The organism is Paenibacillus sp. YPG26, from assembly GCF_023704175.1.
In the GTDB taxonomy this organism is placed as follows: domain Bacteria; phylum Bacillota; class Bacilli; order Paenibacillales; family Paenibacillaceae; genus Fontibacillus.
Genome location: NZ_CP084530.1, coordinates 2,486,439 through 2,500,063, shown reverse-complemented (window position 1 = coordinate 2,500,063; position 13,625 = coordinate 2,486,439). Strand labels below are relative to the sequence as shown.

General features: G+C 49.8%; 14 protein-coding genes. 9 read left to right on the top strand and 5 right to left on the bottom strand.

The features are described from left to right. The first annotated feature begins 14 nt into the window (after positions 1 to 14). Together LDO05_RS11685 and LDO05_RS11680 are read left to right on the top strand one after the other, a co-directional pair. On the top strand, positions 15 to 1,013 hold the full coding sequence (locus LDO05_RS11685) for an acrylyl-CoA reductase family protein (protein ID WP_251375568.1): 999 nt from the start codon (positions 15 to 17) through the stop codon (positions 1,011 to 1,013). A 130-nt stretch (positions 1,014 to 1,143) separates the two neighbouring features. Next, complete coding sequence (locus LDO05_RS11680) at positions 1,144 to 1,662, top strand: hypothetical protein (protein WP_251375567.1); 519 nt, start codon at positions 1,144 to 1,146, stop codon at positions 1,660 to 1,662. Between the two features lie 72 nt (positions 1,663 to 1,734). Here LDO05_RS11680 and LDO05_RS11675 read toward each other — a convergent pair whose 3' ends face one another. Further along, complete coding sequence (locus tag LDO05_RS11675; protein ID WP_251375566.1) at positions 1,735 to 2,250, bottom strand: MogA/MoaB family molybdenum cofactor biosynthesis protein; 516 nt, start codon at positions 2,248 to 2,250, stop codon at positions 1,735 to 1,737. Between the two features lie 198 nt (positions 2,251 to 2,448). Between LDO05_RS11675 and LDO05_RS11670 the strand changes: the two genes are divergently transcribed. The 4 genes from LDO05_RS11670 (at position 2,449) to LDO05_RS11655 (ending at position 4,465) form a co-directional block, all read left to right on the top strand. Beyond that, the gene (locus LDO05_RS11670; protein ID WP_251375565.1) at positions 2,449 to 3,456 is read left to right on the top strand and encodes a CobW family GTP-binding protein; all 1,008 of its coding nucleotides are present in this window, start codon (positions 2,449 to 2,451) and stop codon (positions 3,454 to 3,456) included. A 108-nt stretch (positions 3,457 to 3,564) separates the two neighbouring features. Next, positions 3,565 to 3,897 (top strand): four-helix bundle copper-binding protein, encoded by a 333-nt coding sequence (locus LDO05_RS11665; RefSeq protein WP_251375564.1) that lies wholly within the window; start codon positions 3,565 to 3,567, stop codon positions 3,895 to 3,897. 281 nt (positions 3,898 to 4,178) lie between these two features. Further along, positions 4,179 to 4,355, top strand: a complete 177-nt coding sequence (locus tag LDO05_RS11660; protein ID WP_481857070.1) for a hypothetical protein — start codon at positions 4,179 to 4,181, stop codon at positions 4,353 to 4,355. Further along, a complete protein-coding gene (locus LDO05_RS11655; protein WP_251378793.1) occupies positions 4,310 to 4,465 on the top strand; it encodes a hypothetical protein in 156 nt (51 codons plus the stop codon). The genes LDO05_RS11660 and LDO05_RS11655 overlap by 46 nt, the downstream gene beginning before the upstream one ends. Here the strand turns inward: LDO05_RS11655 and LDO05_RS11650 are convergent. After that, the gene (locus LDO05_RS11650) at positions 4,462 to 5,361 is read right to left on the bottom strand and encodes a LysR family transcriptional regulator (protein WP_251375562.1); all 900 of its coding nucleotides are present in this window, start codon (positions 5,359 to 5,361) and stop codon (positions 4,462 to 4,464) included. The two genes, LDO05_RS11655 and LDO05_RS11650, sit on opposite strands and share 4 nt — an antisense overlap. Positions 5,362 to 5,485: 124 nt before the next feature. On the opposite strand from LDO05_RS11650, the gene LDO05_RS11645 reads away from it, so the two are divergent. From LDO05_RS11645 to LDO05_RS11635, 3 genes are all read left to right on the top strand, one after another. Next, positions 5,486 to 6,562, top strand: coding sequence for a branched-chain amino acid aminotransferase (locus LDO05_RS11645; RefSeq protein ID WP_251375561.1), 1,077 nt, complete (start codon positions 5,486 to 5,488; stop codon positions 6,560 to 6,562). Positions 6,563 to 6,725: 163 nt separating this feature from the next. Further along, positions 6,726 to 7,178: a hypothetical protein gene (locus tag LDO05_RS11640; RefSeq protein WP_251375560.1), complete on the top strand. Its 453-nt coding sequence runs from the start codon at positions 6,726 to 6,728 to the stop codon at positions 7,176 to 7,178. 50 nt (positions 7,179 to 7,228) lie between these two features. Next, the gene (locus tag LDO05_RS11635; RefSeq protein ID WP_251378709.1) at positions 7,229 to 8,098 is read left to right on the top strand and encodes an S-layer homology domain-containing protein; all 870 of its coding nucleotides are present in this window, start codon (positions 7,229 to 7,231) and stop codon (positions 8,096 to 8,098) included. Between the two features lie 61 nt (positions 8,099 to 8,159). Here LDO05_RS11635 and LDO05_RS11630 read toward each other — a convergent pair. The 3 genes from LDO05_RS11630 to LDO05_RS11620 all read right to left on the bottom strand — a co-directional run bounded on the left by LDO05_RS11630 (position 8,160) and on the right by LDO05_RS11620 (position 13,276). Then, positions 8,160 to 9,322 (bottom strand): IS3 family transposase gene (locus LDO05_RS11630; protein WP_481856985.1). Its coding sequence is split into 2 segments (ribosomal slippage): positions 8,160 to 9,058 and positions 9,058 to 9,322, totalling 1,164 coding nucleotides; the frame shifts between segments, so codons are not numbered across the junction. A 117-nt stretch (positions 9,323 to 9,439) separates the two neighbouring features. Beyond that, the gene (locus LDO05_RS11625; RefSeq protein ID WP_251375559.1) at positions 9,440 to 11,518 is read right to left on the bottom strand and encodes an ABC transporter ATP-binding protein; all 2,079 of its coding nucleotides are present in this window, start codon (positions 11,516 to 11,518) and stop codon (positions 9,440 to 9,442) included. Continuing rightward, positions 11,519 to 13,276, bottom strand: a complete 1,758-nt coding sequence (locus LDO05_RS11620; protein ID WP_251375558.1) for an ABC transporter ATP-binding protein — start codon at positions 13,274 to 13,276, stop codon at positions 11,519 to 11,521. Positions 13,277 to 13,625: the final 349 nt, after the last annotated feature.

Genomic DNA, 13,625 nt, shown 5'->3' with positions numbered 1-13,625 from the left:
AGGAGGAAGATTCTATGATTGATCCTTTTCGGGCGTTCCGGGTACATCAGGACGAGCAGGGATTCCGTGCTCTTGTGGAGGAGATCGGGTATCAGGATCTGCCGCAGGGAGAAGTTCTGATTAAGGTGGAATATTCCAGTGTGAACTATAAGGATGGGCTGGCCAGCATTCCTGAAGGCAGGATTGTTCAGAGATACCCGTTCATCCCGGGGATCGACCTGGCTGGAGAAGTGATCGAGCCGGGGAGCAGTGAGTTCAGGGCAGGGGACCAGGTCCTCTGCACGGGGTATGGGCTTGGCGTGTCTCACGAGGGCGGCTACGCCGAATACGCCAGGCTCCCCGAAGACTGGTTGGTCCGCCGCCCCGAGGGGCTCTCGGCGAAGGAAGCCATGGCCATCGGCACGGCCGGGTTCACGGCGGCGCTCTCGGCTGAGCTGCTGCTGCGCAGCGGGCTCACGCCGGAGAAAGGCCCCGTTCTGGTTACCGGGGCCACCGGCGGTGTGGGCAGCATGGCCGTCGACATCCTCTCGAAGCTGGGCTTCGAGGTGACGGCCAGCACGGGCAAAGCCCCGCAGGAGGCGATGCTGCGGGATCTGGGCGCGGTCAGCGTGATCTCACGCGGCGAGCTTGCAAGCAGCGCGGCCAAGGGGACGCTCGGCCGCGAGAAGTGGGCCGCCGTAGTCGATCCCGTCGGCGGCCCGGGCACCGGTGAGCTGCTCAAGTCGGTCCAGTATGGCGGGGCGATCGCCCTGTCGGGTATGACCGGTGGGGGCAAGTTCGATGCCACCGTTTATCCTTTTATTCTGCGCGGAATTCAGCTGCTTGGGGTAGACTCGGTCATGTGTCCAATGCCTCTGCGCAAGAAGCTGTGGAAGCAGCTCGCCGGGGAGTGGAAGCCAGGCCGTGTTCTTCAGGGCGCTGTAAGTGAATTCGGGCTGGATGAGCTGCCCAAGGCGCTGGCGGACATTCTTGCGGGACAAGCCATAGGGAGACAGGTAGTAAAACTCGGTTAGATTCATTCTGCGCGGTATATCGTACTCTGAACCTTTCAGGTGACATGCTGGATAATTCGGTGAATTGGTGTTCATCCTAATTACGGCCCGGACTACGTATATCATTCCGGCATGAAAGGATGAACACGATATGAGGTCTATCCCCATCTGCATACTTCTTGCCCTCATTTGGCTAACGACTACGGGATGCAGTCAGCAGGCCAAGAATATCGCTCAGACTGAGAACAGCCGTTATAATATGACCAGCTACCAGACAGGTAATCTCAGGGCCAAGAGCGAAGGCCGCGGACTTAACAGCAGCTTTATCAAGCGGCTGAAGGATGAATTCGGCAGGCAGGGACTGATGCTTACGAATGAGTCTTATGCAGAAGGCCCGAACGGACATATCAGCTATAGTTATTTGATTCAAGGATATCCGGGGCACTATATTATCGCCCATGCCTTCTCGTCAGAACAACAGCGAATGAAGGAAATGAGTGAGATGTACAGCCATCTGGATGGCGAGGGGAGCATACACCGCACGGCTTCCAATGCCGCTGTTGTTCATGCGCGTGCCAACACAGCTCTGGTCTATGCTTCCCAAGGACAGAAGGAAGGTCCTTACACCCGTGAAGTAGAGAGAATCTTCCGTGTTCTCCTCGGAGAATAGGTCGATCAGACAACATAACACTCCTGCCTTTCTAATAATGGGGCAGGAGTGTTTTTGTGATTCTGATCTTATTTATTTTTTGTATATTTCACGCATGACATGACGCAGCTCTGGAACAATAATCCGCTCCATCGCCAGCTTCACGGCTCCTTTAGACCCTGGCATGGAGAATACAGCTGTAGAGCCGATCGTGCCAGCAATAGCCCGGCTTAGGATAGCTGCCGAACCAATATCTTCGCTGAAGCTCAAGTATCTGAAAATCTCTCCGAATCCAGGCAGTTCCTTGCTCAGAAGGCTGCGGACGGCTTCATAGGTTGTGTCGCGCGGAGCGATTCCCGTTCCTCCTGTAAGCAGAACTGCTTCTACAGCCGGATTGGCGGCTGCTTCCCTGAGCAGCTGGCGTATATCATCATAATCATCCTGTACGATCCTGTAGTCCTCAAGCGCATATCCGTGCTCTTCAAGCAGCTTCTTCATCAGGGTGCCGCTGCTGTCCGTCTCCGGAGTTCGAGTGTCCGAGACCGTAATTACCATACATCTGACCGTGCTTGGGGCTTCGCTGCGGTGTTCATCTACAGATCTGGGCATCGTCACTAGCCACCTTTTCATTGGGAATTTGGAATATAACAAATATAGTTACCTGCTCTATTTTAGCACAAATTATAGAGTGGGCCTGTGAATGAGAGAGTTGTTCAGCTTCCCGGGCCTTTACTTGCATGAACGTACCGCATATAGTAAACTGCCATTCAAGGTTAGTGGAACGAGGGCGAAGGAGAGATCATGAATATGACACAAATACCTGTATATATTTTGTCAGGGTTTCTGGGCAGCGGGAAGACAACCCTGCTTCAGCAGCTGATTACATATTGGAAAGATCAAGGCCTGCGGCCTGCTGTGGTCATGAATGAAATTGGAGATGTGAACCTGGACGGTCTTCTTGTGGAAGAGCAGGTCCCTATGGCGGAAATGCTCAGCGGGTGTATCTGCTGCTCGATCCGGGCGGATCTAAGCAGTGAAATGTCCGAGCTGATCGCCCGGGAGAAGCCGGACGTGGTGATTATTGAAGCTACTGGCGCAGCCAATCCCATGGAGGTCCTGGACGCGGTTGCAGAGGTCTCGCTATATCAGAAGCTGGAGATTATGCCTATGATCACGGTCGTGGACGCGCCGCATTTGCTGGAGCTATCAAGAACCCAGAAAGGGAAGACCTTCCGGCTGATGCAGGATCAAATCCGCTGTGGATCGGTATTGATCCTGAACAAAGTCGACAGAGTGGACGATGAGGCGATGGACGAGCTGGGCAAGCAGCTTGTGAGCTGGAATACTTTTGCCAAGATTATCCCAGCTGTGAGGTGCCAGATTAACTTGTCTGAGCTGCTTGAGCTTAAAGGTGGGCCTGCCGGTCCCCAGTTGATTCAAGATCAGGTGAACGGGCATTCTCATGCAATAGAGCCGAATGTCAGGAGCGAGCATATTCAGAGCCACAGTCATGAGTCTCATAATCATGTGACCGTGTATACCCACTACTTTCAATCTCCGGTGAACAGCGAATTATTCGAGCAGTTCATTAAGGAGCTGCCTAGGGATGTATACAGGGGCAAGGGGGTTCTCACCTTCTCAGACACGTCGAGCCGTTTCTTGTTCCAATATGCGTACAGAGAGTCGGATTATATGAGGATTAACCCTCAGGGAGACATACCGGATGTTGCGGTATTTATCGGGGAGCACTTTGATAAGCAGCTGCTTGCGAGCCGGCTTACCCAGCTGGAAGATAGCGCTGTGGATACCCGGTAGTAATTGGCAATTAGCTGGCGCTGCGTTTCATTTGAGACCAAGCACGGTAATTAGATAGTAAGAAATCGAGCAGCTTCGAGAATATAAAGTTCAGGAGGAATTAATATTATGACTCACGATTTGCAATATCGCGAATATATTGAAGCCACCCTGGAGTGCATGAATGCTTGTAATTACTGTTACGTCTCTAGCTTGAAGGAGTATGAGCTGGCCTCCCTTAGAGACTGCATCCGTATAGTGCGGGAATGCGCCGATCTATGTATGTTCACTGCGGACGCACTCTCACGGGGGACTATTTTCGCAAAAGAGATCATGGAGCTATGTGCCAAGGCATGCGAAGCGTGCGCCAAGGAATGCTTCCGACATGAGCACGATCACTGCCAGAAGTGTGCGGAAGCATGCATGCGGGTAATCGAGCTGAGCTGTGTACATACAGCCTGAGTGGCCGGACCTCGAACTTGAGCCGGGATTCCTGTCTTAACGGGAGAGAATGGGCCTTGATATTTCTGCAATTTATTACACGTTGTGGAAGGAAACGGGATGAAACGCTAGGATAGGTTAGGATATCTATAAATAAGGTTTTATATATCGCTCTCAGCTCAAGTCAGCAGTTTATAAATGCTCATATCAAGGCCCTGCCTGTTTTACCATACGAAATATAGTCTATATACTAAGTGATGTAGGATAATAACTCGCATTACAGCATAAGGGAGATGACAGACTTGGCTATGGATGAAGTGTTGGAACGCCGAAGTGAAATGTTGAGACGACGGATTGGCGAGATGATCGTCAAGGAGAACCAATATGGATTAGGAAATCAAGAGGGTCATTTTCTTCAGCGTATGATTAAGGAATGGCATCAGACCGAATTCGAAATGAATGGGAAGACGTTGAACTAAATGGAACAGGCCGGCAGATCGTGATGGCTACGATTTGCCGGCCTGAATTCTTTTTTCAGCAGAGATGGACGATCTATTATAAAATCACGATTCATGACCATCCTAATTAGTATCCAGCATCCTCGGCGAACCGCTCGATGAACCTGCGTGCACTCTTGGTCAGATAACGTTCCTTCAACCACACGAGACCTACGTCGGATTGGAAATGCGCATCCGATAATTGCATGGTTCTGATTCGGGGGATGGGGAAGGCGCTCATTACGGACTCCGGCAGTACTGTGGCTCCTATTCCAGCTGCAACGAGCGCTATAATAATGGCCACACTGGAGCATTCGCATATGATATTAGGCTCAAAGCCGTGCCGCCTGCATTCCTGCAGGACCTGTTCGTGCATGCGTGTAGTCTGATCTGTCTTCAGGGTCAGAAAGGGCAGATCAGCCAGCTCGCGCATATTCATAGTCCGGGCGCCATCCATGGGGAACGAAGCGCTTGGAACAACAGCAACATATGGATCTGAAGGCAGGGGGAGTATTTCGAACTGCTCATCTAAATCCGCTTCAAAGGGAAGCCGGGCCACAATGAGCTCAATCATCCCTTTAACCAGCTGGTCGCCGAGCAGGAAGTGATCCCCCTCCGTAATTTTGAACGTGACTCCCGGATACTGCTCCCGGAATAATTCAATAGGGCGGGGTAGAAGTGAGATACAAGAGACGACGGAACCAATGGATAACGAGCCCTGAATGCCCTCGTTGTATTCCTTCACTTCCTTAAGCGTCTCGTTGAATTGCAGAAGAAGCGTTTCTGAGCGGTCTCTAAGCAGCTCCCCGGACGGCGTCAGGCGAAGGGATTTGCCGGTGCGGTCAAAAAGGGTGACGCCTAGCTCCTGCTCCATGAGCTTGAGCTGTCTGCTCAATGGAGGCTGTTCCATATTCAGCAGTTTGGCGGCTTTCGTAATCTGACCCGCCTTAGCAATCGCTAGAAAGTAACGCATCTGTCTTAAATCCATAGGGTCAACCTCCAGCTATACTTAAAAAGTATGGAATTGCGATAAAATTGATCCTTTTCAATATGTATGAAGTAATGATAACATTTAATTAATTAATGTGCAGCAGTGAAGGAGCGTTATGAACATGTCCAATACAATCACAATTGAAGTAAGCAGCAGTAAGAAGCAGAAGCCGGCCGATCATGAACTTGGTTTCGGTAAATATTACACGGATCATATGTTCATTCTCGATTATGACAAAGGTAAAGGCTGGCATTCCCCGCGGGTTATTCCGTATCAGCCTATCACACTCGATCCTGCAGCCAAAATTTTTCACTATGGGCAAAGTGTATTTGAAGGTCTCAAGGCATACCGTACGGAGGATGGACGTATCTTGATGTTCCGTCCGGACCGGAACTTCAAGCGGCTTAATCTGTCCAATGCGAGACTCAGCATTCCTGAGCTGGACGAAGAGCTGGCCTTGGAAGCTCTGCTGAAGCTGCTTGCTGTGGACCAGGACTGGGTACCTTCGTCTGAAGGGACTTCACTCTATATCCGGCCTTTTATTATAGCAACGGAGGCTGCGCTCGGTGTAGCGCCTTCTACCCAATATAAATTCATGATTATTCTCTCACCGGTGGGATCTTATTACGAAGAGGGTATTCATCCGGTCAGGATCTACGTGGAATCCAGTTATGTACGCGCCGTTACCGGTGGTGTTGGTAATGCCAAGACGGCCGGGAATTATGCGGCAGGACTCAAAGCCCAGGAAGAAGCATCCGAGAAAGGATACTCTCAGGTCCTGTGGCTGGATGGCGTTCATAAGAAATATATTGAAGAAGTTGGCAGCATGAATGTATTCTTCAAGATTAATGGCAAGGTGATTACCCCGGCACTAAATGGAAGCATTCTGGACGGCATAACGCGGAGTTCCATTATCGAGCTTCTTAAGGGGATGGGAGTCTCCGTTGAAGAACGGCAGATCTCCATGGAAGAGATCTATGCTGCTTATCAGGATGGAACTTTGGAAGAAGCCTTTGGCACGGGTACTGCTGCGGTAATCTCTCCGATTGGAGGGCTGCACTGGCGGGACGAAGACCTCGTCATTAATCAAGGGGAGACAGGTGAGCTTGCAGCGAAGCTGTATAACACGCTCACTTCCATCCAGCTTGGCCGCTTGGAAGGACCTGAAGGCTGGGTTGTTGAACTGCCCAAGTCCTAGCAATATGCAACATTCCAGCCCGCTTGGCATTCTGCAAGCGGGCTTCTGACATCTGGCACAAGGGTAGCAGGCTTATTCGCTTCATCTTGTTAGGGTATCTGAATGAGCTTAAGCTGTTCGACCCATATAATTGGGTAAATGTAATTTGAAGGATGGTTCGTTAATGAAGGATATGAAGGGAATGGACACGGAACAGGCGAAAGAACTCTTTTCCTATTTCGGCTTGGCCGTATATTACTCTCAGGCTCTGGAACAGCAGCTTGCGAACCTGATTATGCTGATGAAGGTAGCTGATGGGAAGGTGCCATCTGAGGAGGACTTCACGGAGCTGTTCCAGCTTAAGCTTAGCAGCTCGCTAGGTCAGCTGGTTCGTGAGATCCAGCATAACTTTTCTTTTACGGAAGAGGAGATTGATCAGTTAACCCGGGTATGGAAGCACCGGAATTACATAGTTCATGATTATTTCAAAGAGCGGATTCATGAGACTTTCACACATGCGGGAAGATCGGCGATGATTCAGGAGCTCAAATCGTTCAAGGACGAGGCACGGGCGCTTGAAGTTAAGCTGCAGCACTACTCACGCCAGCTGTATGATCAGGTGAAGGTGGAAGATTAATGCAACATTTTTCTGAGGGGAACCGTTAAGAGAGTGGAGGTGTTCAGGTGATGATAAATAAAAGCAAGGCCATTGCGGCATGGGTGTTGTGTGGATCTTTAGTTGCTGTCTCCTCAGCTTCCGCATTCTCGGATGTTACCGGGGAGAACTCTGAGGTGATCAAGTCACTGCAGAGCAAGAACATTATTCAGGGTATAACCAAGGATAAATTCGCTCCACAGGGTAAGCTGACAAGCGCGCAAGGCGTTCATCTGGTGGTGAAGGCGCTGCAGTTGAAATCCGGTTCTGCTTCTCAGCCCGAGAAGGGAGCGGCCTGGTATGCAGAGTCGCTGAAGATTGCCAAGGAGAATGGAATTCCGGTTGAGCTGGCAGCTAATCCCTCTGCGGAACTGACCAGGGAGCAATTCGCCCACATCTTGTACAAGGGAATAAGGGCAACAGGGAATTATCCCATGATTAAAATGTACATTCCCGTGGAAGATGAAAGTGAGGGTACACCAGAGTATCAGGGCAGCATCCAGAACCTGCTGCTGCTGAAGATCGCTTCTCTAGACAACAGCAGAAAATTTCATCCCAAGGATACAATTACGCGTATGGAGGCCGCTTTGATGGTCTACAAGGCAGCTGAGTTCGTGAATAATCACAATGCTGCGCAGAATGAAGCTCAGCAGGTTACCTTTGCAGTCCAGAAGGTTAACGATCAGATTAACAAGGTGGTTCTTACAAGAGCCCAACAGCCAAATCCGGGATACGGTATCTCTATTGAGAAGGTAGATTTCTCTGTAGATGGAACGGCCATACTGTATTACAAGCTTCATTCCCCGGAACCGGACAAGATATATCCACAAGTCATTACAGATACGCAGGCCGAGACCTATCTCAGCAGCAAATATAATATCGAGATCCGATTATCACAATAAGCAAAAAGCCGCTCCCATATGGTCATACCCCTGTCAAGTAGACAGGTCTAAAAAGACATGTTTAAGCAGCAACCGTTTCTCGGTATTCAACCGGGGAACGGTTGTTTAGTTTTTTCTGGAATCTACTTTGGTTATAAAATGAAATATACTCGCGCACCTGTTTTTCTACCTCAGCTAAGGTTTGGGGATTGCTTAAATATATCTTTTCCGTTTTCAGATGAGAAAAGAAGGATTCTATGCATGCGTTGTCCAGACAGTTTCCGCGTCTGGAATGGCTTCCGAGGATCCCAAGTCCAGTAAGTTTACGGTTAAATGGTTTGGAGGTGTATTGAAATCCCTGGTCTGAATGGAGAATAGCTCCCTCCAAATTTACATCTTTACTTAACGCGTCTAGCGTTTCGTTAACCAGAGCCAGATCGTTTCGTTCCGAAAGGTGCCAGGCTACGATCTCGTTGTTATACAGATCCTGGATTGCCGAAAGGTAGACAAACCGTTCCCCAACCCGTATGTAGGTAATGTCGGTAGCCAGTTTAGATAAAGGAGTATCCGCCTGAAATTGACGATCCAGCCGATTGGGATTCACGACAGAAGCCTGTTTACCGAAAAAACGACGCTTCTTTCGAATGACCGACTGAATCCCCAATTTCTTCATAATCCGGTAGACCCTTTTGTGGTTAACTACGAGGCCTTCTTTCCGTAAAGCAACCGTCATACGCAGATAACCAAAGTAGGGATGAAGGCGGTGGAGCGACAACATATGAGCTTCCAGTAGCTTGTCCCTTTCTTTACGCTGCCTGGCTGTCTGCTGAGCCCTTCTCCATTTGTAATAGCCTGCTCGTGAAACATGGGCTAACTCTAATAGCCATTTCAGTGAATACCTCTCTCGCATTTCCTCGATGATTCCGAACCTGGTTGCTTTCTTCGTCACTCCTTGTGCAGATTTGGATACTGCTTTTTTAAATATTCAATCTCCGCTCGTAGATACGCCATTTCTTCTTCCATGCTGGAAAACTTCGTTTTCGGTCGTCCTCGTCTTGGGCTAGTTGGCTCTAAAATCTCACCTGTTCGATATTTTGTTGCCCAGGTTTGTACCTGAGACTTATTACGAACGCCCAACTGTTTCGCCACTTCACGAATACTTCTCTGCTCCTCGTTCACCAACCGGACTGCCTCCATCTTTAATTCCAAGGAGTACTTCCGAAAGGTTTGCCCCTTTTTGGCCATGAAAAATCCCCTCCGCTCAACAAGAATTAAATCCATCTTACCAGATGTCTTTTTTCTCTTGTCTACTAGAAGGGGATAATACCACATAAGAAGGGCGGCTTTTTTTGCTTGATTAGATTAAGATCCCTTAGGGACAGGGTCCAAGGTTATTGCCGCTTCGGAAGCCTCTTCAGAGGCTGCAAGACCTGAAGCTCCAAGCTGCAGCTGATACATTTGATGATACTTGCCGCCCATGGCAAGAAGCTCGTCATGGGTTCCCTGCTCCACAATCTCTCCCCGGTGCAGCACCAGAATCTGATCCGCACTACGGATGGTGGAGAGTCGGTGCGCAATGATAAAGGTTGTACGGCCCTTCTTGAGTACCTCAAGCGCAGATTGAATCAGCGCTTCGGTCTCGGTATCGATATTCGCGGTCGCTTCATCCAGGATTAGAATAGCTGGGTCGAAGGCGAGCGCTCTGGCGAAGGAGATCAGCTGGCGCTCACCGGCAGATAATGTACTTCCCTTCTCGATAACCGGCTCATCCATCCCGCCTGGAAGGTGGGACAGAATACGTTCGGCACCGACATCGCGCAATGCCTTCTCTACGGTCTCCCTGGAGATTCGTTCATCCCCAAGACTAACGTTGGAGGCAATAGTCCCGGTGAACAAGTAGGGATCCTGCAGCACAATTCCCATGTGCTGACGAAGCCACTGTTTTGGCAATTCGGTGACAGGAGTACCATCGATCGTAATGACACCCTTCTGGGGGTCATAGAAGCGGAACAACAGGTTAATAATGGAGCTCTTGCCTGAACCGGTATGACCTACTAGGGCAACCGTCTGGCCTTGCTTAGCTGTAAAGTTGATATTCTTCAGTACATAGTCCCGTTTGTAAGCAAAGGAGACATCCTTGAACTCGACATTCCCTGTATAACGCGGCATTGAGCCATCAGTGACCTGCTCGCCAGGTTCGTTCATTAACGTGAATACCCGTCCGGCCGACACCATCGATGAATCAAGCGCAGCAAGCTGGTTGACCATTCCGGTGATCGGATGGAACAGGCGTCCGAGAATATCCACGAAGGCGTACAGGACCCCCAGAGATACTACGCTAGCCCCTCCCAGCGCTGAGGAACCGAAATACCAAAGGATGATGGCAAAGGTCCCGCTCCGCAGCACATTGACCAGGTTATGGGAGGTGAATGCATTCAGATTAAGCATTTTGTTCTGATGTTTCATGTAATCATCGTTCAAGGCTTCGAATTCCTCAGTGGATTGTTTCTGTCTCCGAAAGACACGAATTATGGACATCCCCTGAATCGATTCGTTAATAATAGCATTAATTTCACTTAATCTGGAGCGGATTATCGTATTGTATCTGGTCGCATATTTGCGGTACAGCACCACCCAGAGAACCAGAATCGGAACGATGAACAGACAGATAAGTCCTAGCCGGGCATCCAGCAGGAACAGGGCGACATAGACCCCGATGATATTAATAATGCCTGTGAAAAAGTTGGACAATACCGCGATAAATAGCTCCTTCACGGCTTCAGTATCATTGGTAACCCTTGAGACCACCTTGCCCGCAGGCAAATTGTCGAAGAAATTCACCGGCAGCCGCTGGATGTGCGCATACACATCAAGACGAAGCTTCTGAATCACGCGGTTGGCCGAAGATTGCAGCCAGTAGGTCTTGCCGAAATCCATAACAATAGCAATGGCGAGAAAGCCAAGATACCAGCCCAGCAGCTGGACAATGCCAGGGAACTCAGGCTTGTAGAACGAGTAGATCTCGGCGCTGCTGAGCGGTCTGGCCATATAGATATCGGTCTCTGCTCCGCGGGATATGGTTAACTTCCCATCCTTATAGGACCTTTCGCCCTCCTTGGTTGTTACAGAACCGAGTGCCATAACATAACCTTTCCCGACTTGAAGGATACGGATTTCCTGTCCCTTCTGCTCGCCTGGAGCAAAGCGGTCTTCCCGCTTATAGAATACGTTGCTATATGAGACGGTGTATTCATCTTGGGTCTGGGTTTGAAAATAGGACTTCTCAATGGCCAGAACATGGTTATCGATCATATTCCTTGCGATGAAGGGGCCGGCAAGATCAGCAGCCACACCGATTGCGAGCATCAGCAAGGCCAGAATAAATGTTTTCTTGGCGGTGAGAGCATATTTAAATAGGGATTTCCCCGTACTCGTATGCAATTAAGACACCTCCCCGTCTGTAAGATTGGATTCCACCTGCTGTCTGTCGTACTGTTCACGGTACCAGCCGCCGTTCGACAACAGCTCCTCGTGGGTTCCTTGTTCAATGATTTGTCCTTTCTCCAGGACAATAATGTGGTCTGCGTGTTCTATAGCAGAGAGTCTGTGAGTTGAAATAAGCGTTGTCTTGCCGGTACGCTTGCTCCGGATATTTCCAATGATCCGGGCCTCGGTACGGGCATCGACCGCGGACAGCGCATCATCCAGAATCAGAATCTGCGGATCAGCGATGAAGGCTCTGGACAGAGATACCCGCTGCTTCTGTCCCCCGGATAGAGCGACGCCCTTCTCGCCAACAAGGGTATCCAGGCCATCAGACAAAGTCTGGAGATCCTGATCGAACGCCGCGGTGCGTATCGCTTCCATGATGACCTCATCCGAGGCATCCTTAAGGCCGAACTGGATGTTCTGGCGCACGGTCTTGGAGAAGAGAATTTGCTCCTGGGGTACATAACCAATCCACGCATGCAGCTTCTCGGCGGGTATCTGCTCAAGCGGTACACCCGAGATCAGAATTTCTCCGGTTCCCAGCGGATATTCATGAAGGAGCTGCTTGAGCAGGGTAGACTTCCCGCTGCCGGTCCTGCCAACAACGCCAAGTGTATCTCCAGGGCGGAGACTAAGATTAATCTGCTTCAGATTATCTGCGGCTGATGAAGGATAACGGAAAGTTACATTGTTGAACTCAATGCGTTCAGGCTGAGTAATCTGCGCGGGAATGTCTGCATCCTCCACATCCGGCTTGGTGTACAGAATTTCATTAACACGGTCCAGAGAGGCCCCGCCCCGCTGCATGATGTTGATCAGCTCACCAATGGCGAACATAGGCCAGATCATCATCCCCAGGTACATATTGAAGGAGACAAGCTCCCCGAGCGTAAGCTCATTATGAAATACGAGATAGATTCCGTAGGCTAGACCTATGGCATAACTGATGCCGACACATAGACGGATGGTGGGTTCGAAGAAAGCATCCACTCTTGCGACAGCCAGGTTCTTCTCGTATACATCATTGGTTACAGATTCAAAACGTCTCTCGTCATTGCGTTCTTGCACATATGCCCGGATAACCCGGATACCAGCTACCGATTCAAGCACCTGATCATTCATATCACCGAAGGCATCCTGGGCAACCGTGTAACGCTGGTGAATGACTTTCCCATATATACTCATGGCTAGGGCAATGAAAGGAAGGGGGATAATTGCGGCCAGGGTCAGCTTCAGACTGATGACAGTACTCATGGCGATGAAGATTACAGCCAGGAAGATGGTGGAATCCGTCAAAGTCAGCATACCGAAGCCCGCTGTCTGCGCCACGGAGCGAAGGTCGTTCGTGGCTCGGGCCATCAGATCGCCGGTCCGGTTGCGTTCAAAGAAAGGCGGAGTCATTCTCAGCAGGTGGGCCATGAATCTGGACCGCAGCAGCCGCTCCACCAGGTTAGATCCGCCGAATATGGCACGCATCCATATGTACGTGATGAAATAAATAAAGACAAGCATCGCAAGGATTAGGAGGATATAACGGGTAAGTGAAGTCCATGTAATAGACCCGTTAACAATCTCGTCAATCGCATTACCAAGAAGACGGGGCGGAGCGAGCTCTGCGATACCAGCTACGATTAGCAGCACAAGACCCACCGCATAACGCCTTTTTTCCCTTCGGAAAAACCATCCGAGGTTTCTAAGAACAGAGAACATTGGGTTCCCTCCTTTGGTTTATATGTGGTTCAAACAATCATAAGCAACACTGCAAAATTACGGAAAAAGACAAAAAAGGCATATCGTCCGTCAACGATATGCCTTCCTATTTAAGGTCACATAGCATGCGTACGTCACTTGAGCACAAGTAACCGCCGCAGAACAAGAGAAGATGCTCAAAGAGCAAGATTCCAGTCCAGCTACAAACCAATTCCGAGAATTGCAGGGTTACCTCCGGTATTCAGTTGTTGTGGCTGTGCCGAGTACTCAATTGAGTTCATGAGATGATCTTTAAACACCGTATTCACCCTTTCTTTTGGAAAATAGTTCAATAATGTTCGTACGCTGA